This window comes from Prosthecobacter sp. (assembly GCF_044226605.1).
Lineage (GTDB): Bacteria > Verrucomicrobiota > Verrucomicrobiia > Verrucomicrobiales > Verrucomicrobiaceae > Prosthecobacter.
In genome coordinates this window covers 265,579-292,430 of sequence record NZ_JBGAGS010000004.1, presented here as the reverse complement: position 1 = coordinate 292,430, position 26,852 = coordinate 265,579, and the positions used below count along the sequence as shown (strand labels likewise).

18 protein-coding genes are annotated in these 26,852 nt (G+C 60.8%); 8 read left to right on the top strand and 10 right to left on the bottom strand.

Translation table 11 applies throughout. The features are described 5' to 3' along the window. Positions 1–375: 375 nt before the first annotated feature. Positions 376–1,812 (bottom strand): AAA family ATPase, encoded by a 1,437-nt coding sequence (locus ACILSO_RS07215; protein ID WP_395736705.1) that lies wholly within the window; start codon positions 1,810–1,812, stop codon positions 376–378. Between the two features lie 53 nt (positions 1,813–1,865). On the opposite strand from ACILSO_RS07215, the gene ACILSO_RS07210 reads away from it, so the two are divergent. Next, complete coding sequence (locus ACILSO_RS07210; protein WP_395736704.1) at positions 1,866–2,090, top strand: hypothetical protein; 225 nt, start codon at positions 1,866–1,868, stop codon at positions 2,088–2,090. Between the two features lie 49 nt (positions 2,091–2,139). Beyond that, positions 2,140–2,661: a hypothetical protein gene (locus ACILSO_RS07205; protein ID WP_395736703.1), complete on the top strand. Its 522-nt coding sequence runs from the start codon at positions 2,140–2,142 to the stop codon at positions 2,659–2,661. An 86-nt stretch (positions 2,662–2,747) separates the two neighbouring features. Here ACILSO_RS07205 and ACILSO_RS07200 read toward each other — a convergent pair whose 3' ends face one another. The 6 genes from ACILSO_RS07200 to ACILSO_RS07175 all read right to left on the bottom strand — a co-directional run bounded on the left by ACILSO_RS07200 (position 2,748) and on the right by ACILSO_RS07175 (position 13,615). Next, positions 2,748–5,123 (bottom strand): DEAD/DEAH box helicase, encoded by a 2,376-nt coding sequence (locus ACILSO_RS07200; protein ID WP_395736702.1) that lies wholly within the window; start codon positions 5,121–5,123, stop codon positions 2,748–2,750. A gap of 196 nt (positions 5,124–5,319) precedes the next feature. Continuing rightward, entirely contained in the window at positions 5,320–9,114 is a 3,795-nt protein-coding gene (locus ACILSO_RS07195) for a glycoside hydrolase family 6 protein (protein ID WP_395736701.1), read from the bottom strand. A gap of 52 nt (positions 9,115–9,166) precedes the next feature. Continuing rightward, the gene (locus ACILSO_RS07190) at positions 9,167–9,343 is read right to left on the bottom strand and encodes a hypothetical protein (RefSeq protein WP_395736700.1); all 177 of its coding nucleotides are present in this window, start codon (positions 9,341–9,343) and stop codon (positions 9,167–9,169) included. A 26-nt stretch (positions 9,344–9,369) separates the two neighbouring features. Continuing rightward, the gene (locus ACILSO_RS07185; RefSeq protein WP_395736699.1) at positions 9,370–11,004 is read right to left on the bottom strand and encodes a sulfatase-like hydrolase/transferase; all 1,635 of its coding nucleotides are present in this window, start codon (positions 11,002–11,004) and stop codon (positions 9,370–9,372) included. A 71-nt stretch (positions 11,005–11,075) separates the two neighbouring features. Beyond that, positions 11,076–13,091 (bottom strand): glycoside hydrolase family 6 protein, encoded by a 2,016-nt coding sequence (locus ACILSO_RS07180; RefSeq protein WP_395736698.1) that lies wholly within the window; start codon positions 13,089–13,091, stop codon positions 11,076–11,078. Next, a complete protein-coding gene (locus ACILSO_RS07175) occupies positions 13,088–13,615 on the bottom strand; it encodes a sigma-70 family RNA polymerase sigma factor (protein ID WP_395736697.1) in 528 nt (175 codons plus the stop codon). Before ACILSO_RS07175 ends, ACILSO_RS07180 begins: the two co-directional genes overlap by 4 nt. 360 nt (positions 13,616–13,975) lie before the next feature. Between ACILSO_RS07175 and ACILSO_RS07170 the strand changes: the two genes are divergently transcribed. The 5 genes from ACILSO_RS07170 (at position 13,976) to ACILSO_RS07150 (ending at position 21,698) form a co-directional block, all read left to right on the top strand. Then, positions 13,976–15,769 carry a 2-oxoacid:acceptor oxidoreductase subunit alpha gene (locus tag ACILSO_RS07170; protein WP_395736696.1) on the top strand — a complete coding sequence of 598 codons (1,794 nt, stop codon included), beginning with the start codon at positions 13,976–13,978 and terminating at the stop codon, positions 15,767–15,769. 41 nt (positions 15,770–15,810) lie between these two features. Continuing rightward, entirely contained in the window at positions 15,811–16,719 is a 909-nt protein-coding gene (locus ACILSO_RS07165) for a thiamine pyrophosphate-dependent enzyme (protein ID WP_395736695.1), read from the top strand. Between the two features lie 152 nt (positions 16,720–16,871). Further along, complete coding sequence (locus tag ACILSO_RS07160; protein WP_395736694.1) at positions 16,872–17,423, top strand: hypothetical protein; 552 nt, start codon at positions 16,872–16,874, stop codon at positions 17,421–17,423. Between the two features lie 61 nt (positions 17,424–17,484). Then, on the top strand, positions 17,485–18,372 hold the full coding sequence (locus ACILSO_RS07155) for an MBL fold metallo-hydrolase (protein ID WP_395736693.1): 888 nt from the start codon (positions 17,485–17,487) through the stop codon (positions 18,370–18,372). Between the two features lie 179 nt (positions 18,373–18,551). Then, a complete protein-coding gene (locus ACILSO_RS07150; RefSeq protein WP_395736692.1) occupies positions 18,552–21,698 on the top strand; it encodes a hypothetical protein in 3,147 nt (1,048 codons plus the stop codon). 33 nt (positions 21,699–21,731) lie between these two features. On the opposite strand, the gene ACILSO_RS07145 is transcribed toward ACILSO_RS07150, so the two are convergent. The 3 genes from ACILSO_RS07145 to ACILSO_RS07135 are packed head-to-tail and all read right to left on the bottom strand — an operon-like array spanning position 21,732 to position 26,203. Continuing rightward, positions 21,732–22,619, bottom strand: a complete 888-nt coding sequence (locus tag ACILSO_RS07145) for a hypothetical protein (RefSeq protein ID WP_395736691.1) — start codon at positions 22,617–22,619, stop codon at positions 21,732–21,734. Then, positions 22,616–23,095: a hypothetical protein gene (locus ACILSO_RS07140; RefSeq protein WP_395736690.1), complete on the bottom strand. Its 480-nt coding sequence runs from the start codon at positions 23,093–23,095 to the stop codon at positions 22,616–22,618. The genes ACILSO_RS07145 and ACILSO_RS07140 overlap by 4 nt, the downstream gene beginning before the upstream one ends. 3 nt (positions 23,096–23,098) lie before the next feature. Further along, positions 23,099–26,203, bottom strand: coding sequence for a DUF3604 domain-containing protein (locus tag ACILSO_RS07135; RefSeq protein WP_395736689.1), 3,105 nt, complete (start codon positions 26,201–26,203; stop codon positions 23,099–23,101). A 240-nt stretch (positions 26,204–26,443) separates the two neighbouring features. On the opposite strand from ACILSO_RS07135, the gene ACILSO_RS07130 reads away from it, so the two are divergent. Beyond that, the gene (locus tag ACILSO_RS07130) at positions 26,444–26,800 is read left to right on the top strand and encodes a hypothetical protein (protein ID WP_395736688.1); all 357 of its coding nucleotides are present in this window, start codon (positions 26,444–26,446) and stop codon (positions 26,798–26,800) included. Positions 26,801–26,852 lie beyond the last annotated feature (52 nt).

Here is a 26,852-nt window from a genome sequence, read left to right as displayed (position 1 = left end):
CGCGAGCTTTAGCTCGCTCCGGAAAACGTCGCTCCTCACAGCATCCGCAAGTCATGCCGGCTTGCGGATGCACCGCAGCATGTTTGGTGGGCGGTCGCGGAGTGAAGAATGAGCGGAGCCGGCGCTTGCGCAGGCTGAGTTTTTCGGAGGCGGCGTGTCCCATCTGTGCACAACACCGTGCATGGCATGCGTCGGTTCTTTGAGTCTGCGCCAAGCAGAGGCCGCTCGAAAGCGGTAGCTCCGATGCAGGCTTGCGCCGTGCATCTGCGCGACCGCACTCCAAAAAAACCGGCGCTTCGGCAACGACTTGATCTTTGGAACCTTGGCTGCTGACGACGCGCTTCCCGGAGCGAGCTAAAGCTCTGGACTACTTTTCTAGCGCTCCTTCTTCGTGTTCGACGGCGCGTTGAGGAACTTGCGCATGTCGTTGAAGATGCTGTCGGGGCCTTCGTGGGTCTGCGCGTGGGTGCGCACGCCTTCAAACCACTCCTGGGTACTCGGCGTGTGCGCCTTGGCCACCGCGAGCAGAAGTTCCAGCGTGATCGGCACGGGCTGACCTGTGTGAATGGCCGCAGACAGGGCGAGTTCGGCGGCACGGTCAAAGACCCATTTGAGGTCGGCACCGGAGAAGCCGTTGGTGGCTTCGATCAGCTCCTTGGTGTCGAATTCCGCAATGGGTTTATCCTTGGCCAGCAGCTCGATGATCTGGGCACGGGCAGGAGCGTCCGGCGGGGCAACGAAGATGGCCTGGTCAAAACGACCGGGGCGGCGGAAGGCTGGATCAAGCGCCCAGGGCTGGTTTGTGGCGCCAATGACAAGGATGCGCTGGTTCTCGCTGCGGATGCCGTCCATCTCATGCAGAAACTGGTTCACCAGATTGCGCATCTGGCTCTCGCGCACCTGCCGGCGGTCCATGGCCAGGGAGTCGATGTCATCAAACACAAGGACGCAGGGCGCATTGGCGCGCGCGGTTTCGAAGATTTGATGAAGGTTGCGTTCCGTGCTGCCGAAGTAGGGGTCAAAGATCTCGTGCAGGCCCACGGAGAGGTAGTTGCACGGGACTTCTCCCGCGACGGCGCGGAGGATCAGCGTCTTGCCACAGCCTGGCGGGCCGTAGATCAGGATGCCGCCACCGGTTTTACGGCCGTAAGCCTTGTAGAGATCGGGGAACTGCAGCGGGTAGGTGATCTTGAGGCGGATCTCCTCCTTCAGCTCCTCCATTCCGCCAACATCTGCGAAGGTCACATTGCCACGTTCGGGGTCGCCGGGGGCGTAGAAGGTCTCGGGGCGCCATTCAAAGGGCGGGTCATCAAAGGGGTCTTCGAAGAATTCATCCTGATCGCCACCGCCGGACATGGGAGCCTCCTGGCTGGAAGGTTCGGGTGCCGGGGCAGGGGCGGTTTTGCGGGCATCGCGAGCGGTGCGGCCCAGCTCGCGTTCCAAGGCGGGATCGCTCATTGTGCCGTCGATCTGGGCGGCGCGGTCAAAGTGTTCGATGGCCTTGGCGCGGTCTCCCTCGCTGAGGTAAACGCGGCTCAGCAGCAGGTGCGCCTGGGCATTGGTAGGCTCCAGAAAGATGACGCGTTCAGCGCGTACAGCAGCACCGGAAGTGTTTCCTTCCATGAACAAGACCTTGGCGATGCCAAGCATGGCGTCCGTCTGATCCGGGTCGAGATCCAGAGCCCGGGTGAAGACCTCGCGCGCCTCATCCAGATGGAGTTCTTCGAGGCAAGCACGACCGTAGAGCAGGAGCAACGACAGGTTGTTCGGTGACTGAGTCAGAGCGTCCCGGAGTGCGGTGGAGTTTGGCATGATTTTATATGTGAGACAGCCGCGGAGGCGATCCTGCTGAGATTTAAGTGCGCATGGAGCATGCCGCCAATGATTTCTTGGTACAGCTTCCTCCAATTTGTGGCGTTCTGATGACAGCGGTGGCAGCACCGTGCCACCACCACCGGATCATGCTTGATGTTTGCGTGTTACAGTTAATGATAAAAGGGCTTACTGAGCGGGACGTCGATGAAAGCATGCCTCTTATTACTTTTTTTGCTGGGGATGGCACGGCCAGACTGGGCAGCACAGCCGGCTGAAGATCCTCTGCTCTCACCCACGATCGTTCTTTGTCTGAAACCGATACGCATGGCACAGCAGCCAGGGATGCGGGAAGCGGTGGAAACAGTGAAGCGGCTCGACTCCTTTTCCAAAACCCAGGAAGGAGCGTCCAGGAAAGCTGTCGATGCTCTGGTTTTCATCTTCAAAGATCTTTTTCAAAAGGAGCAGGAACTGATCGATGCCGAGGACGCCCTGGCATTGGCCGAGCGTCTGGCGGGCGCCAAGGATGAACTGGCCACGCATGAGGAGACGGTGGGCAGCCCGCTCTCCGGACCGAATCCCGGGCTGGCGGTGATGATTCGCAAGGAGGGCGCGGACATCCGTGGCAAGGCGACGCGCAGACGCGATGAGGCCCTCAAGGTGATGAAGGAGAAAGTCGCCGCCTACAACATGTCCGTGGGGTACTTCAAGGATCAGGGCAATACCGAAGTGGTGGTCGCGCTGGCGAGTTCCTTGTTTGCCGTGGTGGACCGTCACATGCCCAAGTTTGATTTCAAGCCCACGGTGTCGCGGGAATGGATCGAAAAGCAAAAGCGGGATGAGGCTTGATCAAGGGGCACGGTTTGGAAAATGGTGCTGCCTGTCATCAGGCAGCTGCATTTTTTCCCAGGGAGATCACCTGCGACCTTTGACCGTTACCATTTCTTCTTGAAGCCGCCGCCACCGCCGAAACGATTGCCGCCACCACCGAAGGGGCGCTTGGGCGGGCCGCCGAAGCCGCCGCCACCGGCATCCTCGCGCCGCGGGCCGTCATCGCCGCCACCGTAACCGGGGCTGGGGCCTTCGCCTTCACGCTGCTGCCAGGGTTTGCTGCCGAAGCCGCCTTTCTTGAAGCCACCGCCGAAGCCGGGCTTCTTGAAGCCGCCTCCCTGACCGCCAAAGCCTTTGAATCCACCACCACCGCCGCCGCCGTGGCCACCTTTGTTGTAGCCACCGCCGCCGCCAAAGCCGCCCTTGTTGAAGCCGCCGCCGAAGCCGGGTTTCTTGGGAAATCCGCCACCGCCGCCGAAGCGCTTGGGCCGCACGCCGCTGATGTTGTCCGGGCGATCCGCGTGGTCCATGCGGATGTCTCGGCCACGGATTTGAGCACCGCGCACGCCTTCGAGAACGGCCTCCACGTTGTCCCCAGGAACTTCGACGAAGCTGCATTTCTCCAGCACATCGATGGCGCCAATGCTGCCGGGGGTCAGATCCTGAATGGTATTGTAAAGCATGCCGGCGATGTCCTGCGGGCGCACGTTGTCCATGCCGCCGACGTTGATGAAGAGGCGCACCATGCCGGAGCGCGGGCCTTTCTGCACCCAGCTTGTCTGCTTTTTGGGCAGAGGACGGTCATCTTCTTCGTCAGATTCGTACTCGTTGTCGAATCTGGCTGGAGCGGGACGCGGGGCAGGGGCCGAGACTGGGGCTGCTGCCTGATGATTGGTAGGGCCTCCGTCTTCCTCAGGGGCGCTTTCTGCGGCTGGAACTGCAGCAGCAGCGGTGTTTTCCACCGGAGAGGTGCCTTCGACAGAAACGGCAGCAGCTGCGGAGGTGGCTCCAGTACTCTCAGCGGCTGGCGCTGGAGCTTCGGTGGCGACTTCGGAGGGGACAGCAGCGGGGGCGGCCTGCGGCGCCGGTGCGGGCGCCGGCCTCGGCGCGGGGGCAGCGGCCTGCGGGCGTTGCTTGAAATCGGGCTTTTTGCCGGCCCGATCTTCAACGATCTGCTCGGACTCGCGACCCTGATCCTTCATGAGCAGGTCCATGAGGGCGCTGGCGATCTCCGTGGGGGAGAAGCCAATGTCCAGCAGGCGCTGAATGCTGTGCTCGTGATTGGTGTAGCTGGCGCCTTCCAGCACTGCTTTCACCTTCTCAAAGGTCTGGTCCACGCGGGTGGCTTCCAGCTCCTCCTGAGACGGCACCTTGGCGCGCTCCACGCGCACATTGATGAAGCGCTGGATGCGCTGCATGAGGTAAATTTCACGGCCGGCCACGAGGCTGACGGCCTTGCCACTCCGTCCGGCGCGGCCCGTGCGGCCGATGCGGTGCACGTAGTCTTCGGCATCGTAGGGCAGCTCCAGATTGACGATGAGATCGATGTCGTTCACGTCCAGTCCACGGGCGGCCACGTCGGTGGCGACCAGGACTTCCACGTTGCCGCTGCGGAAGTTCCGCATCACGCGCTCGCGCATGGTCTGGTTGATGTCCCCATGCAGGCGGTCGGCGGCGTAGCCACGGGCCACGAGGGCGTCGGTGGCGTCATCCACGGCACGCTTGGTGTTGGCGAAAACGATGGTCAGGCGAGGGGACTCGATGTCGATGACACGGCAGAGGACCTCCAGCTTGGAACGGCCCTGCACTTCGTAGTAGCGCTGCTCGATGGTCGGGGTGGTCAGCGCCTTCTGCTGAATGGTGATCGTGGCGGCATTGCGCGTGTAGTTTTCCACCAGGCGGCGGATGCGAGGCTCAAAGGTGGCGGAGAAGAAGATCGTCTGGCGCTCCTCGGGCACGGCGGCCATCAGGCGGTCGATGTCGTCGCTGAAGCCCATGTCCAGCATCTCGTCGGCTTCGTCAAAGACGAGCGCCTTCAGGCCGTCGAGCTTGATCAAACCGCGCTCCATGAAGTCCAGAATACGGCCCGGGGTGCCGACGACGATCTGGGAGCCGCTCTGTAGCGCACGGATCTGGCGGTCGTAGGAAGCGCCGCCGTAAACCGGCGTGGCGCGCACGCCTTCCTTGAAGGAGGCCAGTTTGTGGATCTCTGCGCAGACCTGCATGGCCAGCTCGCGGGTGGGGCAGAGAATGAGGGCCTGCACATGGCGCTGGGAGCCGTCCACCCCCTGCACCACGGGGATGCCGAAGGCCATCGTCTTGCCGGAACCGGTCTGGCTCTGGCCCACGACGTCACGTCCGGTGATTGCCACGGGAATGGCTTCCGCCTGGATGGGTGAGGGCTGCTCAAAGCCGAGGGATTTGACGGCTTCAAGAAGCTCGGGGGCGATTCCCAGTTCTGGGAAGGTGTGGGTACTCATAAAACTAAAACGAAACGTGCCCTCAGAATTTGAGGGGTGTCATACTTCCACCGATAGAGGAGATAAGCAAGGTGTTTGATCGCCAGGGGGAGGGGAGGGGGAGGGCCGGGCCAGCTGGCGGCGGGCATGCAGGCGAAGTTCCAACCCACTTTTCAAAGGGCTGCAGCGGCTGCTCGATGATGGGATGTGCGTCAGCTCAATGCCTTGACACGCGCAGGCGCACGAAACGTTGGGCCACATCTGCGGCCGCAGGCACGGTGACCTTTATTTGCTGGGTCAGGCCATCGTCGCTGACCACCAGGGGCGCGCTGGTGCCGTTGGTGCTCCAACTCTGCGGGTTGAGATCATCGCTCCACTCGACGGCATAAGTGATATCCGTCGCCGCCTTGTTTCTGGTGTAAGTAAAGTCCAGCCCTCCGCTGTTTCTGGATGGAGTCGCTGGCATGGCGTCGCTAAGAACGGGATTTTTGGCCGTGGCGAATTCCATCAAGTTCACCACCCCATCACCGTCTGGGTCAGCCAAATCGCCGCTGATCGACAGATCTGCCAAGGTGCTGGTGGAGAAACGTGAGGCGAGCCAGGCATGCCATGCTGTGCCGGGCGTGATGGCCGCGAGGGCGCTGGGATCTGCCAAAGCGGCGTTGACAGGAGCGCTCAGAATGAGCCGGAACAAGCGGATGTCAGCGGTCGTCGTGTCAGGCAGCAGGGATATGGTGATGGTCTTGCTCGTTTCACCGGCGTCGAAGGTCAAGGCGCCGCTGGCTCCAGTGAAGTCAGTGCCGGCCAGCGCTGTGTCGTTTTGGGTGGACCAGGAAATGCTCACCGATTGAGTGGCAGGGAAGGATAATGCGACGGTGAATGTTACGGTCGAAGCGGAACCGTTTGCTCCGAGCAGCGGGCCCATGCTGGGCTGGATGCTGGCAAGCTTGTTCTGGTCGACAGTCGTCCAGTCATCGGCCACGATGCCGCCGGTGTCGCTGCTGTTTGGATTGAAGCACCAAAAAGTCCAGCTGATGCCCCTTTTTCCTGCCTCGAGGTCGTTGCTGCCGTTGAGGTCGAAGTCTCCATCCATGTAATCGGTGAGCTTGTCCATCCATTGCTGGTCGCTCAAGGTCTGGAGCTTGCTGCCAAACTCGCCGACGATCACAGGTGCGAGGTTGTTTCTGAAAACATAGCCCCAGTAGCCGTCCCATACGCCGCCGAGGTTCTGCGGATAGTTTGCTGCGCTAAACCAGCTCTGGGCGGCGACGCTCGAGGGGTAGTCGTGGATGGAATAGACCAGCTTGTGCTGGGTATTCAAAGTCACAGGCAGGGTGGCTACTCCCTTTAAATTCCCGCCCCACCAATAGGACTGTCCGCCGAACTGTTCGACGCCCTCGATGATGATGAGCCAGTTTGGATTGGCCGCGAGAATCGCGTTGCCACAGCGTTCGGCGGCCTTGTTCCAATCCGTCGCGGGAGAGCTGTTTCCCCAGGTGGCGGTGCGCTTGGGTTCGTTGGAAAGATCAGCGCCGATCACCGTGGTGTTGCCTGCATAGCGACTGGCAAGCATCACCCAGTCATCAGTCCATCGTTGCTCGGTGTAATAAGCATCACCGCTGATGAACCAGAGGTCTTCATTCAAATAACCGTCTGCGGCGGAAGAATGGCGGTCCAGGAACACCCGCAGACCTATCTGTCCGCAATACTCGATCACCTTGTCGAGGCATTGCAGGGGGGCAAGACCCTGCAGCTCGGGATTAAGGGCAAAGTTGATGCTGTTCGTGGCGGCCCCTGCGCGCAGCATCGCATTGGAGTACGGGAGGCGCAGCGTGTTGAAGCCAAGAGTTTTGATTTGATCCAGGGCGGATTTGTAGCTCCGCGCCCAGAGGCCGTGGAGGACCATGTTCGTCGTCTCGAACCCGAACCAGTTGATCCCGGTGATGCGCACTGTGCTGCCCGCTGCATCCACAATCTGACTCCCGTTTGTGGAGAGAAATCCGGTGCCCGCGGAGACTGCGGAGCGCACCACCGTCACGTCACTGATCGAAATCGCTGGCGGTGTGCTGACCACAATGGAGAACGTTTTCGATGCCGTTTTTGCAGGCGAGGAGCTGTCCGTAGCCACTACCGTAAAGTTTGCGGTGCCCGTCGAGGTCGGTGAACCGGAGAGCACCCCGGAGGTGCTGAGAGTGATTCCAGCCGGCATGGCGCCCGCGCTCAATGACCATGCATAAGGTCCCGCGCCGCCCGTGACGGCGAGCGCCTGCGAATACGGGCTGCCAACGATGCAGCCGGGCAATGCGCTGGTGGTGATGACGGGGTTGGATGTGCTGCCGCCCACCGCCACGCCATTGAAGATGTAGTTGGTTGGCGGCTGCGCTTGATCGGCCGGGTCGGCGCTGAAGCCGACAGCCACGCTGGCACCCACCGAGATGGCGGCATTGTAACCGGCGTTCTGAACGATGTAATGGGTGCCGGTGTGACTTGTGATGGTCCCATTCCAAAGATTCGTAATCGTGCCGGCGAAGTCGAACTCCAGCGTCCATCCGTTTACCGATGTGTCGCCGTTGTTGGTCACGGTGATTTCACCGTTGTAGCCCGTCGCCCAGGAGCTTGTGACTGAAAATGCCACGGCCACGCTGGAAGAAAAAGATGGATAGGCATTCTGCACCAGTTCCACGAACTGGGAGTCGAACCAGCGCCCCGAGACAGGTGCGTTCGGCAGGGCGCCGGTCATTTGATAGCCATTGAGCGAGTTGCCCTGGTAGGTGGGGTCGCACATGCGGTCAAAGCCCTTGCCGTCGGGGTTGTCGGGGCCGGTGGGAATCAACGAGCTGGAGCCGTCCGATTCACCCGGTGGTTTCACCCAGACGAAAGCATCGTAGCCTGGCGCGGGATTCACCATGGGCCTTGCGCCGATCCCGGCGCCGCTCTGGTTGCCCCAGTTTCCTTTGTGGATCCGTTTGTCGAGCGTGGTCGCGCGGACAAAAGTGCTCAACGTGGTGGATGTGGAGGGCCCGGCCGGACGGCTCGTTCCGCCCCAGCCATTGCGCGATGTGTCCAGCAACAGGCCGATGGTGGCCGGATAAGCATCCGTTCCGCTGATCAACGCTGCGCGCAGTGCTGTCGCATAGTGCTGTTCGTCGATGAAATCATTCCAGTCATACCACACCGCCACAGACCGCACGGGTTTTCCGCCGATCATCTGGCTCGCGGTCATATACGGCTCCGCAAAAACGTTGTAGTTCGCTGTGTTGCTGATAAAGCCGTCCACCTTGCTGATGCCACCCGGAATCCCCGCGCCGACCTGTTTCAAAAGGGTGACAAAAGGATTGAAGTTGTTCGACCAACCGAGCCATCCCGCATGGGCCACATCGATATACGCATAGGTATTGGGCAGTGAGCGCAACGTGCCAACGGCATATTGGATGCCCTGAACATAGGCACCCGTCGAACTGGCCTCCGCGACCTTCGGGAAGCTCAGGTTGGTGATCAAGTTTGGCAGCGAGTCGGGCTCGATGACCATCACAATGCGCAGACCGCTGTATTTGGGCTGGCTGATGATGTTGTAAATGGCGTCGATGTATTCGGTCTTATAGCGAAGGAGTCCATTTTGTGCGATGAGCAGTTCGCCATTCGAAGCCAGTGCTGCGCCGTCGCGATTGGGCAGGTCGTAGATGACGATGCCGACCGCATTCGCGCCCTGGATCAGCGCTTGATCCAGGTGGCCGGCCAGGCCGCGAGGATAGGACCCAGTGCCATTCACCGCGGCGATGCTGTCCAGCCAGAGGAAGGTGGGATAACCTGCAACCCGTCGCATTTGCTGACCCAGCGCGCCCCCATGAACATCGGCGGATGCATTCACCAAGCTCGTGTAGTCCACGTTTCGATAAAACGTCGCGCCGACGAAGGGGTTGTCCAGATGCACCGGTGTCTGCGATATGGCAGTCGCCGATAGCGCCAGCGCGGCAATCGCATTGGTCAGAGCCCATGTGAGGGGAAAGCGCATGACTTTCAAGTTTTCGAAGATGAGTTTTTTCCGGTGATGATGTTCCTGCGCCTTAACGCAAGGCATGAAGCAGGATCGCCAGCAAGACGACACCCAAGGCTCCGAGGACTGCGAATGCCATTTTGCGCCGCTGGCTGGACGACGCTTTTTGGAATTTGCGCCACAGGAAAGCCGAGCTGACAAGGCAGACCGCGATGTAAACGACGAAAGACAAAGGGGAGCTGTTCATGGCAAAGAGGTGCGTGCGGCCGGTTGCTACTTGTCCTTCCGCAGGATGATGCTCCTGGCGGTGAGCCTGCCGCCGTCCGACACGGACTCCACGGTCACGCTGGCGCCGTCTTTAATGTCGGAGATTTTCAGGGGCTTGCCTTGCTGGCGGATCTTGGTGCTGTCGGTGATGGTGAATGTCAGTTCGCGCCCGGCCATCACTACGACCTGTCTGGCCCCCGCGTCCACTTTCGCAACTGTGCCAAGCCAGGACTGCGGAGTGCCTGTGTTGTCCACGGCGACTGGCTGCGTTTCCAGCTTTGTAATCATACCGTACTCGGCGAAAGACGCTTTGTGATGAGCGGCCAGTTCGTCGTTGAAGCCTGGCGGCTGGAGCGTGGCAGCCCACGAGGCCAGCCTGGTCTGCAAGCGCGCGGCGACCTCCGGCTTTTCTTTGATCAGGTTGCGACTCAAGTCCTCGCCCTCCGGTGTGGTGATGTCGAAGAGCATGCGCTCGTGTTCGCCGAGCTGAATGAGCTTCCAGGGATGCTCCTGGATGGCCGCCTGGGACAACCAGCGCCAGTAGATCGCCTCATGAGGCGCCGCCTTGTTCTGCCCGGTGAGGAACGGCATCAAGTTCACGCCATCGAGATTGTCGTGTGGCAGGCCTGCGAGAGCGACGGCCGTGGCTGCGACGTCGAGGCTGATGACGGGCTGGTCGTAGATCGTGCCTGCGGGCCATTTGCCGGGCCATGCTGCAACGAACGGCGTGCGAATGCCACCCTCGCTCAGCATGCCCTTCTGCCCGCGCATCGGAAGGTTGACGGAGCCATCCCACCCCTCGCCGAGAGGCGCTCCGTTGTCGCTGATGAAGAAGATGAGGGTGTCTTTCTCCGCTCCCATCTCCCTGAGCTTTGAGCGAATGCGGCCAAGACCTTCATCCATCGCGGCGATCATGGCCAGCGCCTGCCGTCGTGGCAGAGGCAGGTTTGCAGGTGTCTGTGAGAACCAAGGCTCTGGAGATTCCAGCGGCACGTGAGGTGCAAACCAGGCGAGGTAGAAAAACCAAGGCTGCTTTGGCTGCCTGGCGCGGCGATCAAGGAACCCGAGCGCGGCCTCCGTCTGCACCTCCACACGAAACCGGTCGTCCTTGACGAGGTGCGGGGCGTCAGCAAACGGCCGGCCCTTCAAGTCGTGCGAGGCATAGTATTGGGTGCGCTCCCCGCGCCAGTATTCATCGAAGCCCTGCGCGTGCGGCATGAGCTCCTTGTGCAGGAGCGGTGCATTGCCCTGGCCTTTGCTTATGTCCAGGCCCCACTTGCCGGCCATGCCAGAGACATAGCCCGCGGGCTTGAGCCGTTCGGCAATGGTCAATTCGGAAAGAGGCAGCAAGCCCCTGCGGTTATCCTCCAATCCGAACCGCTGCTGGTAGCGACCTGTGAGGACGCCTCCGCGGGAGGGGGCGCATTGCGGTGCAGTTACGTAGCCGCGTTTAAAGAGCACCCCTTCGCGCGTAAGCTGGTCGAGATTCGGTGTGCGGATGTCCTTGTCCGCTCCTTGCGCACCCAGATCGGCCCAGCCGTGGTCATCGGAGTAGATGAGCAGGATGTTGGGCTTGTCTGCGGCGAGGCTTGAACTGCAAAGCGTGCAGAGGAGCGCAGCGCGAATGGCGTTAAGTTTCATGGATTCGAGTTGGGAAATTTAGAGGCTTCGATGATTCGATACAGGCAGAGGCAGGCGCTGGGTTCGGCTCTTCAAGGCGCGAATGGTGGATAAGCATTCCGCACCAGTTCCTCGAACTGCGCCTGGAACCAGCGCCCGGCGGCGGGTGCGTCCGGGAGGGCATTGGTTCGGGTATGTCCGTTCAAATCGTTGCCTTTGTAGGAGGGATCGCACATTCGGTCGAAGCCCTTGCCATCCGGGTTTTCAGGGCCTTTTGGGATGAGTTTGCTGGAACCGTCGGAGTATCCCGGAGGCTTCACCCAGACGAATGCGTCATAGTTAGGCGCTGGATTTGCCATCGGACGTGCTCCGATGCCTGCGCCGCTTTGGTTGCCCCAGTTGCCTTTATGGGTGCGTTTGTCGAGCGTGCTCTCTCGAACGAAGGTGCGGAGATCGGTCGAGGAACTTGGGCCTGCGGGCCGGTTCGGGCCGCCCCAACCGTTGCGCGATGTGTCAAGCAGCAGACCGAGGGTGGCCGGATAAGCATCGGCTCCCTTGATCAATTCGTCGCGCAACGCATTGGCGTAGCTTTGCTCCTCAATGTGATCGTTCCAGTCATACCAGCCTCGCAGCGAGCGCACCTCCCGCCCTTTGATTTTTTGATCTGGCCTCATGTAGGGTTCGGCGAAGACGTTGTAGTTTGCCGTGTTGCTGATGAGTCCGTCCACCTTGCTGTTGCCGCCGGGGATGCCTTTCCCCACCCGCTTCAACAGTTCGGCGAAGGGCTTCAGGTTGTGCGGCCAGCCCAGCCAGCCAGCGTGGGCCACATCAATATAGGCGTAGGTGTTTCCAAGAGATCGAAGGGTGCCGATGGCATATTGTACGCCCTCGACATAGACGCCGGTGCGCTGCGCCTCGGCAACGCGGGGGAACTTGAGGTTTGTGATCAGATTTGGCAGTGAATCCGGTTCGATCACCATCACGACACGCAGCGCGGCATACTTCGGCTGGTTCAGGATTTTGAAAATCGCGTCGATGTATTCGGCCTTGTACCTTTGAAAGCCATTCTGCGCGATGAGCAGTTCACCATTCGATGCGAGTGCCGAACCATCGCGGTTCGGCATGTCGTAAATCACAATGCCAATGGCGTTTGCGTTCTGGGCAAGCGCTTCATCCAAATGCCCCGCCAGGCCGCGCCCATAGGAGCCGGCACCTTGCACTGCAGCAATGCTGTCAAGCCACACAAAGGTGGGAAACTCAGCCACGCGGCGCATCTGCTGTGCCAGAGGGGCCGTCTGGCCGTCCGCTGCCGCATTCACCGCGGCAGTGTATTCCACGTTTCGATAAAAATTCGCCCCCACGAAGGGATTATCCAAATGCCCGTCATCGGGCTGGGAGGTGCCCTCGCGGATCTTCGACTCGTCCGCCGGCAGTCGGCCCACCACCCCGCGCTCAGCATCGAGCACCAAGGCTTCGCCAGCAACCAGCAGGACGGCGGGTTGCTCCGGGGGCGTCACTTCCACGCGGCCCTCAAACACATGCACCTCGACACTTTCAGCCCCGGCCGCCAGAACGCCAAATCGCGTGCCAAGGTCCACCACGCGACCCGCGCATGTCTCGACTGCAAACCCTCGCCCCTCGGGCGGGACGGCGACCGTGAGACGTCCGCTGAGGAGCCGCATTTCCGCAGGCCCCAGACGCTGGACGCGTGCGGGCCCGTGAACGGTAACTCTGGCGCCATGAGCGAAGTCGAGCGTCGTCGAACCACTCTCAACCACCAGAGGAGCAGGCCCCTTTGCCTCATGCCACAAGTTCGCCACGAAGAATACGAATACAAGTCCCGCCGCCGCAGCAGCCAGGAGCGGACGCCGTGAAAACCAGCGCTTCTCACGGACTGGCGCGGATGTATCTGAAGAGGTCAGCAGTTCATTCACGGCCTCCAAGGAGACTGCATGAGCTTCCAGGGCCACGTCCAGGTTCATGTAGCGCAGATACAACCGCGCCACGGCATCATCCTGCTTGAGGGCAGCTTCCAGAATCCTGTCTTCCTCCTCCGTGGTGAGTCCGGAGATGTGGCGCTGGATGAGATCGTGCCAGTCCGTTTTCATATGGGTTCTTCCGTTCCAAGAGTGCGCTCCACACAATCAAGCAAGGCATGCCGGATGCGGTGGAGCAGTTTGTAGAGCGCCATCGGCGTCTGGCCGCGCCGGGTGGCAAGATCGTCGATGCGGGTGCCTTTCGTGTAGGCGGTGAGCACGAGATCTTTTTGTGAGACGGGGAGCTTTTGCAGGCAGCGCTCCAGTGCTTCGCGCTCCGAAAGATGCTGCGGCTCCTGCTCTACGGCCAGGTCCGCCAGGCGGCTCACCAGTTCGTCATCAAACACATGGCGGTCACGCACCCGGCGCCGCAGGTGCATCCGTGCCATGTTTCGCGCTACGCCAAAGGCCCAGGGCCGGAACTCCTCCGCCGAGGCGAAGCCCTGCCAAAGTGCCACGATGACCTCCTGCATGACCTCCGAAGCCTCCTGCCTCGTGGGCAGCAAGGACCGGACGAATGTATGCAATGCCACCTCGTGCTCCGCATAGAGGCGGAGAAACTGGTCATGCTGAGGAAGGTTTGACGGTGGAGGCATGGTGACGACAACACCACTCGTTGCCAGTCAACGGCTCATTTGCCGAAAAAAATTTCAGGAGCGGGGCGCAGCAACTTCATTTCCTGCCCATGGATGACTGCGACCGATGGTTCCGCCAGAGGTTTGAGGCGTGTTTGGAGTTTTGCGCGGCGCGGATTCATAGTGACATGCCTGCGCGGTGAATGTGGAAGCTGATTTTAAGACAACAGCCTTTGCCACAGCTGCCAGAATGCGTCGTCCTCGCCCCCCTGACAGCCAAAAAAAAGCCATTCTCCAGCATGGACGAGTGCAAAAGTTTCCCTAGAATCGCGTTTTCGTCAGTTACCAACCCACGGGCACCACCATGCCCGTACTCCAACCATGTCCACAGCTTCAGCTCCTTCGTCGTCGTCTCCCACGTCCCTGCGCAACGCCGTCATCCGCCTCGCGGGCAATTCTCAGGACGGCATTCAGTCCATCGGCGGGTTCCTCGCACGTCTCGCAGGCCGCACGGCGCAGGAAGTGATGACATACATGACCATTCCGTCCACGATTTCGGGCGGGCCTTCGATTTTCCAGGTGCATCTGGGTTCTGGCGAAGTGCTGCATGAAGGGGATGAGGCGGACGTGCTCGTGGCCTTTTACAAGCACAGCTACCAGAACCACATCGGCGCTCTGCGTGATGGCGGCATCTGCTTCTACGACACGGCAGACATGACGCCCGAGGACATCAAAAACGAGCGTGGCATCATCCACATCGGCGTGCCCTTCACCTCCGCGACTGTGGAGGCGGTGGGCGGATCCACCCGCGACCGCGGCAAGAACATGTTTGTGCTTGGCATGGTGTGCGCCGTCTTCAATCTGGACAAGGAAAAGCTGGTGGGCATCGTCAGCCGCCAGTTTGGCAAGAAGGATGAAAGCGTGCTGCGCAATGCGCTGCTGGCCTTTGACGCCGGCTTTGCCTACCAGGTGGGCGACGTGGAGAAATTCGCGTTTGTGCCTGGCGAAGCTCCCGGCGGCCACCGCATCAGCGCAGACGGCAACCAGATGCTCACCCTGGGCCTCATCGCCGCTGGTGTGCGCTACGGCTCCGCATATCCGATCACTCCTTGGTCTTCGATCATGGAAACGCTGCGTGCTGAACTTCCGAAATATGGCGGCATCTACGTGCAGGCCGAGGACGAACTGGCCGCTGTGGCCATGACCATCGGTGCCGCATTTGCAGGGCACCTCGCCATCACCGGCAGTGCAGGCCCGGGCCTGAGCCTGAAGATGGAAGCGCTCGGCTACGCCAGCATGGCGGAAATTCCCCTTATCGTGGTGAACGTGCAGCGCGGCGGCCCTTCCACAGGCCTGCCCACCAGCGTGGAGCAGTCTGACCTCATGCAGGCCATCTACGGCAGCCACGGCGACAGCCCGCGCATCGTGCTCGCTCCGAAGGACGTCGAAGACTGCTTCTACATCGCTCTCGAGGCTGGCAAGCTCGCCAAGAAATTCTCCTGCCCGGTCATAATCCTGAGCGATCAGGCCCTGAGCAGCCGCATCGAGGCTTTCGAAGAGCCCGATCTCGACAAACACTGGGTGGAGCCGGAGCTGGATCTCTCCACGCGCCCTGCCGACTTCAAGCCCTATCCGCTGGACGCCATCACCCGCCATGCCCCTCCGGGTGCCAAGATGGCTGGCGGCAAGTACCCTATCTCCACCGGTCTGGAGCACGACGAAATGGGCCACCCCAGCGGCAGCCCGAAGATGCACACGCTCATGACCGCCAAGCGCCGCAACAAGCTGGTGCAGCTTGCCAAAGAACTGCCGCTACCCGAGATCCATGGCGATCAAGAAGGGGACGTCCTCGTCATTGGCTGGGGAAGCACCTACGGCCCCATCAAGGAGAGTGTGGACCGCATGCGCGCCGAAGGGCACAAGGTGGGTGCCATGCACCTGCGTCACCTGCACCCCATGCCGGACGGACTGGACGGCCTCTTCAAGAAGTTCAAGCACGTCGTCTGTGTGGAGATGAACGACTCCGGCCTCTACGGCTACGGCCAGCTCGCCACCCTCCTGCGCGCCAGCCTCGCAGATCCGCGCATCAAATCCGTCTGCAAGACCGACGGCCTCGCCTTCCGCATCCGTGAGATCGTCACCGGCGTGGAGAAAATCATGAGCGCCCAGGCCTGATCTGAAACCGCAGCAGTACAATTTTTAACTTTCCCATCCCCATGTCCACCGCCATCGACACCCCCGCCGCTCCTGCCGCGGACAAGCTCACGAAAAAAGCCCTTACCGCCGACCACCCGACGTGGTGCCCCGGCTGCGGCGACTTCGCCGTGCTGAACATCTTTTACCGCGTGCTGGAGAAGCTGCAGTATCCCCATGAAAACATCGTCTGCGTGGCCGGCATCGGCTGCTCCAGCCGCTTCCCGTATTTCATGAACACGCACGGCATCCACTTCATCCACGGCCGTGCTTTGCCCCTCGCCACCGGCATCTCCCTCAGCCGTCCCGACGTGCACGTCTTCGTCTTCGGCGGTGACGGCGACGGCTTCTCCATCGGCGGCAACCACCTCAACCACGCTGCGCGCAAAAACATCAAGCTCACCTACGTCATCATGGACAACTTCGTCTATGGCCTGACCAAGAAGCAGACCAGCCCGACGAGCCCCATCGGCTTCAAGAGCAAGACCGATCCGACCGGCAGCATCGACCGCCCGATCAACCCCATGCGCCAGCTCCTCGCCAGCGGCGCCACCTTCATCGCCCGCACTCATGCCGCGCAGGTGAAGCACATGGAGGCCATGTTTGAGCGCGCCATTTTGCATGATGGCTTCAGCGTGGTGGAGTGCCTCAGCGAGTGCGTCATGTTCTACGCCGGTGCCTTTGACGACAGCACACCCCGCAAAGGTGGCACCTACGACCTCATCGACGAAACGCAGCACGACGTCACCGACGAAACAGCCGCGTTTAAGCTGGCCGAAAATCTCGCTCCTGGAAAATTCGGCGTCTATTACCAGGTCAACCGCCCCACCAAGAATGCGCTGGAGCAGAAGTGGATCGACGACACCCAGTCCAAGCTCGGCGGTGTTTCGCAGAAGGAGATTCTGCAGAAGCGCTTTGAAGCGATGCGCTAGAGCAGCGGCTGCGCCGTCAAGGCGCGGTCCATGATCAGACTTTAAGCCCCGCCATGACAGGCGGGGCTTTTTGCTGTAAGGGAAGTGACGCAGGCGCTTCTGCCTGCAAGTCGGGTTTCCCAACGTTCTTATCGCAGCCTCGCAAGCACTTCATGAAGAAAGCGCTCAAGTCCTTGCTGCTTGCATGCCTCATGGCGAGCTGCCAGTCCCATGAATCGCGAATTCCGCTTTTTGAAGCGAGGCATGATCAGCCGATTTCGGTCACGGTCAGAACCCGTGACGAGGCGGAACTCAAGCTCTGGGAAAACTGCCACAGGCGTGATGTGGGGTTTGTTGTCAAAAACTCCCATGGACAGTCAATGCCACGCACTCTTGTCTGCATCTTCTGGGCTGACACCTCAGAGCTGGAGCGTGCAAGACACGATGCCACGGAGATCAAGGTCCTGGTGCAAAAGGAAAAGGAAACGGACGCGTTTCTGATTGGTAAGCATGACGCCATCATGCTGGGGCAACGAATCGAGAAGCCGGGAACGTACCTGCTGGAGTTTTACGTCCATTGCTATGATCGCAAACATCGCCTCCTCTACTCCGGCAAGACCAGGAAGATTCGCGTCCATATGGCAGACCGCACCTTTTTGGAGGGGCGAACAAGCCGAGAGGCTTCGGAAATAACCTTGTGGGTCCACTCGAGTGGTAAGCTTTGAATGAGACGGCTGCGGCGTCTTGACCTCGCGGCTGGCTCCGCCACCTTGAAGACCTCCCCTCATGCGCATCCACACCCTCGATCTCCACTTCATCGGCATTCCCGGCCTCATCGCTTCGTTCCTGGTGGAAAGCGGCGGGGAATATGCGCTGATTGAAACGGGGCCAGGCTCCACACTGGAGACGCTGCGTGCGGCGATTCGTAACTCGGGTGTGAATGAAGCGGCGATCAAGAAGGTCTTCGTCACCCACATTCACCTCGATCATGCCGGGGCTGCCGGATGGTTCGCGCAGCAGGGGGCCACGGTGTACTGTCACCCGAATGCCACCCGGCATCTGATTGATCCATCCAAACTGATCGAAAGCGCCCGCATGGTCTACGGTGATCAAATGGATACCCTGTGGGGCGAGATGCTGCCTGCGCCCGCGGAGCGCGTGGTGGCTTTGCAGGACGGTGAAAAGGTGCCGCTTGGCGAGGTCGAGATCATCGCCTGGGACACGCCCGGTCATGCGCGGCATCATCATGCCTTTCTGATTGGCGATGTTTGTTTTACGGGCGACGTGGCTGGGATGCGCCTGGAACACAGCCGCTACCTTTCCGTGACCGCTGCGCCACCGCAGTTTGACCCGGTCGCTTATGGGCGGTCGCTTCAGCGCCTGCTGGCGGCAAATTTCAAAACACTTTACCTCACTCATTTTGGCAGAGTGGATGATGTGGAATGGCATCTAAGCCACTACCGGGACCGCGTCTCTGAAGTCTATGAGCGCGTGGCTGCTGATTTCAAAGCGGGTGTCAGCACGGAGGAAAATCGCAGCCGGTACGCCGCTGCCGAGCACACCATCGCCATGGCGGCGGGCGTGGATGAAGCGCTCTGGCGCAAAGGGGAGGACGCCAACGTCACGTCCATGTGCGCCGATGGCGTGCGCCTCTATTGCGAGAAAGGACGCTGAAGGCTCGGACGTTTTCTGACGGTCAGGTTGAGCAGCCACTCCACAACCCAACCCAACCGCCAGCATGATCGAGCTGTGGTCACACATTTTTTATGCTTGGGGCGAAGAATTTCAAAAAATTCCCTTAACCATTCCAAAATATTGATGTAAGTTTACAAATTGTTGCAACGGAAACGATTATGAGTAACCTCGCTTTTGAATTGGAAAATGGCCGGGAAAAAAAGGCTTCGGCCATCCCCGGCATCTCGGCAGGACGCATGGTGGAATTCTCCGCCGCAGCAGCCGACGCGCAGGCTACTTACGAGCGCTGGCATGCAGAACTCCAGTCTGTGCAGGGGCAGCACCGGGCGCGTGCACTGGAGCTGCAGCAGATGACGCGGCTGCATGAGCAGAAGACTTCCGAGGTGAACCGCCTTCTCAGCCTGGAGGCCAGCATGAATGAGCAGCTGTCCAAGCTGAACGGGCACCGTGAGCTGCTGCAGGGCCGGTTGCAGGAAATCAACAACCGCTACCTGCAGGAGCAGGGCCGTTTGGAGAAGACACAGCAGCAGGTGAGCGAGTGGGAAGGGCACAAGCAGGCCATGGAGGCGCAGGTGGCCGCCGCATCCAAGCAGCTGTCCGGTCTGAAGGCCGAGTCCGCGCTGCTGAATGAACGCAGTTCGGAGCTTTCCGATTTGCTGCAGAAGGCGATCGATGAAGTGACCCGCCAGCAAGAGCGGATCGTCGAGGCGCGTGGCGCCGTGGTGCGGCACGAGACTCGGCAGCAGGAACTCACGATCAACATCGCGCGGCTGGAAGTGAATGCGCAGCAGATCGAAGCGAACGTAAAGCTTAAGCAGGAGCGCCTGAACTATCTGGAAGAAGCAGGCAGCAGAGCCACGGGGCATGTGGTGGACCTGACCGCGCGCTACCAGACGCTGGAGCAAAATTTTTCACAGCTCACTGCGCAGTGCCGCGAGAGCGAGGCCTCGCTGAATCTGACCCGGGGTGCCATCTCGGACGAGCGGGCACGGCTTCAGGAGATTCGGCAGGCGGTGGAAAAAACCGGCCGGCACCACACCGATCTCGAAAATGCCATCAGCGACCTCGCCAACCAGCGCGAGGCGGCGGCGGCGGCACTCAATGACCTTCATGCCGAGGCGGATCAGCATGAGGAAGCCTTGCTTCTTCTCCGACAGCAACGTGCGGAAAGCCAGATCGAAATGGAAGACCTGCGCGACCGCGAGAAGGCGGCTGCACAGACCTTGCTCGCACGGCGGGAAGAACTCGTCCGAGCGGAGGAAAAGCTCGGCATCACCCTCAATGAATGTGCGGAGGCTGTATCCCAGCTGGCAGATCTGGGGCGTGCGGTGGCCGAGCAACAGCGGCTGGAAGCCGGGGTCGCTGCGCAGATGCAGCTTTTGAAACAGGAGGTGGCGGACCTCGGAGCCAAGCGCCAGGAACTGCAGGAACAGATCGGCCAGAAGGAAAGTGCGCTGGCAGAACTGGGAGAGCAGCATCGCTCTCTCGGTGCGGAGATTGTCGTTTTGACAGGCACGCGGCAGACCACGGCAGATGCGGTCGAAGCCTGCCGCGCCGAACTGGCCGGCACGCAGCAGAAACTGCAGAACACGCAGAGCGAGTGTGAAGCCGCAGAAAGACGCCTGAGCGCACTGAATCAGACCTTGCAGGTGCGCACGGAGGAGGAAGCCATTCTTGGCGACCGCATACACGCCCTGGAGCAGAAGTCGAGGCAGCTTGAAACGCAGACCCTGGAGCAGACCAGCGCACTCGAAAAGCTGCGGCAGGAGCGCATCGGTGCGGAGATCGAGCTTCAACGCCTCGGCCAGCAGCATGAAGAGGTGGGCATTCGCCTTGAGACGCGCCAGACAGAACTGGACGCCACCACGACTCGCCTGCAGCAGACGCATTCCGAATGCCAGCAGGTGGAGGAGAGACGCACCGCCCTGAACCACGAGGTGGAAAATCTGCTCATGCGGCAGCAAAACCAGGAGGCAATCCTGCGTGAGATCGAAGCGCAGATCGCCCGCCGTGAGCAGGAGCGTGAAACTTCCACCGCAGCGGCCCGGCAGGCGCAGCAGGAGCACGAGGCCGCCGCTGCCAGCGTTGTGACCGTGCGCAAGGAACTTGCCGAGCAGCAAGTCTGCCTGACGGAGACCACGGCCAAGCTTTCCGAACTGCAGTCCCGGGTGCAGACGACCGAAAACAGCCTCACGAGCACTCGTGTCACTCTGGCCGGCCAGGAGCAGAAGCTGCTCGAAACGCGCGGAGCGCTCGATGCCGTGACGCAGGAGCTTGCGCTGGCGCATGACATCAAGGTCACTCTCGAAGCGCTGACTTCACGGCAGGCCAACGTGGCGGCTGCCGAGCAGCATCTGGCAGATCTCAAGCAGCAGGTGGAGACGGCATCCCAGCGCCGCACTCAGCTCGACTCCGTGCTGAGCGAAACCACCCAGCAGCTCGCCACCGCCACTGCACGTTGCGATGCCGTCAATCATCAGGAAACCGAATCCCGTCAGCAGGTCGAACTGCTGACCGCCCAGGAAAAAGACCTGCGTGAGGAGATTGCGACGCTGACCACCTCGGCGCAGCAGGAGCGCAGCATGTACGACGAACTGCGCTCTCTTTCGAAAGAAGCCCGCCGCGTGCACGATCAGGAAAGCGCGGAGCTTTCATCGCGCATCCAGCACGCGCGTCAGCAGCTCGCTGGCTGGGAGTCGCAGATTACTTCGTTGCTTGACTGGAAGGAGAGGATGGACCGGAGCCTGAAACAGCAGCAGACCGCCGAGCCTGACTCTGCGGAAGCGCGCAATGCCATGCACGAAGTGCACATGACTCTCGGCGCACTGCGCCACCTGGTGGAGCAGTTCCAGGCGAGCAAACTGGAGCCCGTTTCTCCAGCGCCGGCCGCCTTTGCAGCGGATGCCCCGGCTGCCATTCTGCGTGCGAAGCTTTCGAGCACGACGCTCGCCTCCGCGAACGCCGCCGGTTTGTCCTCCCTTGGCGAAGGCAGATTGAACGGCGGGCTCGGCCGCCTGCGGGAAGAACTTCAACGCGAGGAAACACGCCTGCACCTGCTGCGCCAGAATTCCCGCACCTTGGAGCTGCGTGCGCGCAGCCGTGCGCAGTTGCTCGCCGGTTCGGACGAAGGAGCGGTGCAGACCACAGAGGCCCTGGAGGCACAGTCGAGCTGGGATGCACGGGTCAAGCAGGCCGCGCTTGATGAACAAAACCTCATGGAAAAAATCACCACGCTGAAAGCTCAGATCGCCGAGATCCGGGGAGAATACCAAGCCCAGATCGAAGCCTCCAAAGGCGCCGCTTGATCGCGGCTCCTTGGGCGAGGGAAGAAACGAGCATTATCTGGGACGGGGGCGGCGGCGGGTGCTCACCACGCGGGAGCGGGCGCTCAGCTGCATCTTGCGCCCCAGCACCAGCAGGATCATCAGCACCACAGCGCGGGTCATCCACCAGCGCTTGTCACTGGGCTCCGAAGCTACCGCCGACTCCAGTGCAGACGCGACTGCCGCGGACGGTTTCACCGCTCCGGATCCTCCACCAGGCACAGCCATGGGCATTGTGGCTGCGGGAGCGGCCAGCGTGGCCGGGGCCAGTGTTGCGGCGGGCGGGGCAGGGGCAGGAGCCGGGCTGGTCATGGAAGCACTGGCGGCTTTTTTGTCCGCCTCCTGCTCGAAAGGATCATCAGCATATTCGGTGTCATAGGTGTACTCGGGTTCCTGCACACTGAAGGGCACCTCGGTCACGCGTCCGTCCTGCTCAAACACACCACGGATCGTCTGCATCGGTCCGGTCTGCTCAAAGATCTCGAAGCCCAGCCAGAAGTCCTCAAGACGTTTGCCATAGATGACCTGCGTGAAGGTCACATCCATTTTCCGCGCGGAATAGTCCGGCTCCGTCATCGGCGGCGTCTGCGCCGGCTCCGGCCACAGCGCCTCAAAACGCACCCCAGAACCGAGCGTGGCCTCCTGGGCATTGATTCGCAGAAGCACGTGCTTGTTCAGATATTCCGCGATGCGCGGCTGCGCCGCCGTCAGTTCCGCCATGCTGATCTTCTGGTCTCCATCCGTGTCGATGCCCACAAACCTTGTGAGCGTCAGGAGATTGAATGTGAATCGAATCTCCAGCTGGTGCGGCTTCGGGCGCACGCGCATCTCGCTCTGGTCCGCAGGGTGGGAGAAGGCGGACTGACAGAGGACGAATGCTGCCCAAAAGCAGAAGCTCTTCATGCCTGAGGTTGTTGAAAGCGGCGCCATCGGATGATGCCATAGACGAGCAGAGCAAGGGCGAGGGCAACAAAAAGTACTTCATCTGACTTTAACTTATCTGCGTTACTGATCAGATTTTTGAATGCTGACATTGCAGGCAGAGAAAGTGCAAAAAGAACCGTTATTACGACTGTGAAGGTCCACCGACACAAGCGGCTTGGAAGCGCTTCGTTTGAAGTCAGGCTGATGAGCGCGAAGCCGAGGCTAAAAGCCAGGATGCCAGACAACATCGACCATGTTTCTTCGGGGAAAATGTATTGCACCCAAAGCGTCAGACGCGGCTGAAGGTCTTCAGGTTTTGGATGCCAGACAAACTCGGAGATTTGAATCAAATTTCCCGCTGCATAGTGAGCGATAAGCAAAAACCAGCCAAATAAAACGCCGTCCACGACAGCCAGCAGCCGTCTTGTCCAGCGTTTGTTGGGTTCAGTGGTCATTCATCATTCCAGCGTGATCCACATGGGCGAGACCCACACAAGCTCTCCGTTGGTCTGCTCGCCGCGGAAGTAGTAGTAGCTGGTCTTGCCTTTCTCGGGCTTCGGATCGGTCCAGGTGATGTCGATGGTTTTCTCCTTGGCGATGGTCATGGGGATTTCGACGTTGTCCTTGACCATCGTGACTTTCTCAAAGGGCATGGTGCCGATGAGCTTGAGCTTGAAGGTGGGCGCGCCTTTGACGGAGAATTCGTCTCCCATCATGCGCTCTTTGCCGTCGGCGGCAGTGCAGCGGCTGTCGGCGATGATGTTGTCGGTGGCGCCGTAGGTGTGACGCTGGCGCATGGCTTTGATGATGCCTTCGCGGCTGTAGTCCTCGGCGAGGATCATGGCGTAGCTGATGTGGGTGCTGCCGTGGTCGCTGCTGCTTTCAAAGCCGAAGCGGTAGCCTTTGGCAAAGGCATCGCTGATCCAGCCGCCCGGTTCCCAGCCACCAATGGCGTCGTTCTCTGTGGGGCAGCGGGGGCAGCCGGGGTATTCGTAGTTTTGGCGTGCGCCCTGGTAGACTTCCACCATCGGCTCAAATTCTCCGCCCCAGTTGCGCCAGTCCGTTCCCATGCTGCCCACGCTGGTATGGCTGGCGCAGACGCCACCAAATTTTTTGAGGTATTTGTACAGCATGTTGGTGTCCGGGGCGGGTTCGTGCACTCGGGCGTCGCTGATGGGCAGGCGGGGCAGGGTACGCACGCCACGCTGGGCAAAGACCACATTGCGGTGGCCTTCGGGGTAGCTCACGCTGCGCTCGTAGCTGAACATGGGGGTGAAGGCCTTGGGCAGGAAAAAGGCGTCCGTGGTCTTCTGCGTGAGCCACCAGGTGTACTCGCGGCCTCCGCCGTTGTCGTGGTCACCGTTGCCGATCCAGTCCATGGAAGCGGCGTCGATGGCGTAGCGCCACATGTCTTCCAGCGGGCCGTCATTTGCGCCGTCTCCGCTGATCTCGGTATGGCGGTGGAATTCTCCGCGCAGGATCTGCCGCTCCGTGCCGGCAATGGTGGAGCGATAGCCGCGTATGGCGCTGAGTTCCGCGCGTTCCGCCGTAGTGCGCTTGCTGGGAGCTGGATTGTCCAGCACAGCGGCGGTGAGGGGACGCAGCTCGCACGGTTTCACGGCGCCTGCCGCGTTCAGGCGGCTGAAGTACACATCATTGTCAAAGGGGTCCTTGCTTGCGTCCAGAGAGGCATTGCCGCCTTTGCCACCTGGGATTTTGGCGCGGTTGAAATCGGCCATGCGGTCCTGGCGGTGATCGCTGCTATGCGCGAGGAAGAGGGCCTTGGGTCCCGCCGCGAGTGCGGGAAGATTGTACATCAGGTTGTCGCTGTGGGGGATGGTGATGGGACCCACCCATTCCTTGCCATCGAGATAAGCCGCCACGCTGCCCCAGGTGCTGCCCAGCGGGCCACGGAAGCTGTTTAAGCGCGTGCGTGCGATGAGCCAGATGCGCCCTTCAGTGTCGCAGATGATGCGGCCAAGATTGTTGTAGGTCTGCGGGCCTGTCGCTTCGGCGTGCGCCCCCGGTGCGCCTCGGCGTTCGGCAGGACGCTCAAAGGCGAGTCCATCCGGAGCTTCAGGGCTTTTGGCAGGCGCTGGAGCGGTGACGTCCGCGCCGCGGCCTTTGCCCTTGCCTTTTTTGCCAGCTGCTCGGGCGGCCTGGGCGCCCGGCATCGCATCGGCGATGCTTCCCTGCGGCTCCTGCAGCGTCTTGCCGTCCCACACCACGATGCCGATTTCACGATTGCGGTACAAGCCGATGCCGTCATTGCTGTCATAGGCGCCCCAGTCCTTGCCCCAGGTTTCTCCGCTTTTTTCATACGCCACCCACACCGCGCCCTGATGATCGTAAGCCACAGAGGCGCGCGCTTCATACTGGGCGGTGTTTGCCACGGCCATGGGCTTGAAAGGGCCGCTGCCATTCGCGCCAAGCACGCACAGCCACACGTCGTAGTCGCCCTTTTCATAGGTGTCCCAGCCCAGGGCAAACTGACCGCTGCTCTCGGCGCGCGGATCCGCGCTGAGAGATGGATTCCAGCAGTTGCCGCTGCTGTTGGAAACAGTCTGTGCAGCCGCCCACGCTCCATCCTGATGGGTGCGGGTGCGGATCTCAAATTTGCCGTCCTTCGCCGCCATCCACGCCACCATCACCGTGCCTTTCGTGGAATGCGCTGCCACAGGGCAGAGGTCATTGCCCGGGGAGCTGGAGAGGTTCTCCACCGGCCCGAGCTTCTCCTGGGTGTAATGACGCGCCAGAACCTCGAAATTGCCGTCCACTCGCTCGCTCCACACGATCCATGCTCCGCCCTTGCCATCGAGCGAGACGGCGGACTTGTAAATGTCACGTCCGGCTTCCGTGACGGCGATGCGGTCCTCCTCCCATTTGTTCCCCTTGCGCAGGTGCAGCCACAGCTGGTCGCCTCCCGTGGGCGTGGCGAGGTAGGAGAAGTCCTCCGGCTCCTTTTCCAGTCTTCGTGCGCGTTCATCGCGGTCCAGGCCGGGGGTGAAACTCTGGTAAACTAGAAAGCCGTGTCCATCCGGGCCGATGGCCAGGGCAGGGAAGTCATCATCCGTACGCTCTGGAGAGAGCTTGCGCAGATTGAAGGCCGTGCTCTGCACTGCCACGCGCCCATCCATGAGGTCGAGCGCCTCGCCGGGCGTCACATCGCCCAGTTTGAAAGTTACGTTGCACTGCGCGGTGGTGACCTCCACGCTGCTTTCGGGAGTAATATCCTTGAGCTTTACATAGACCCCGTTTTCAAAAATAGGGCCGAGCTGCTTGGCCATCCCGCCGATCTTTTTGGGATTGTTACCACGCGCACCCTTGGCACCAGCCCCCTGCGGCGTGCGGGTGGATGCCTTCCAGGAAGTCTTGTCCTTGACGCCATCCTGCTGCTCAAAGCGGTAGCCCGTGACTTCCGATACCTCCCCGGGTGTCACCTTGATGCTGCCATCCCAGACGGTGCCGGCTTTGTCATTGAGGCCGAGCTGGATCAGCAGCTCGGTATCGGCGGCGGAGGCGAGGCCACCGAGCAGGACGAGGGGAAAGAGAATGGATTTCATGGCTGGGAGCGGCGTTAAACGAAGGGATTTGGCCAATCTCGCGCCGAGTTTTGAGAAGATTTCGCGCCGATGTAAATCGGGAATTGACCTTCGACATGGAAACCGCCTAAAACGATAAACTGAATGAATGCCATCCGGCGGTTGGTAAAAAAGCTGCTTGGATTGCGTATGTTCAGGGCCGTGCGCGCTGCGGCTCTCTCATCTGACAAACCTAACATACTCCTACATTACATACACCACATGAAGAAGACAGCACTCACCCTCCTCTGCATCGCCGCCAGCCTCGCCACCGCCAGCGCGGACGACGTCATCAAGGGCGCGATGAAGAAGAATTGGAAACCCGAGGATGCCATCGCCAAAAAGGTTGGCAAGGGCGAAGCCACCGACGCCGAGCTCGACACCTTGATCAAGTGCGTGCAGGCCATCTGCGCCGCCACGCCGCCGAGGGGCGAAAAGGCTGCCTGGGTGGAAAAGTGCAAGGCCATGGTTGCCGCTCTGCAAAAAGTGAAGGCAAAAGACACCGCTGGAATCAGCGAGTTCAAAAAGGCCAACGACTGCAAGGCCTGTCACAACGTCTTCAAGCCTGCCGCCAAATAAGGCCCGGCTGACAAAATTGGTCTCAATCGAGATTTTCGGAGGCTCCGTTCAC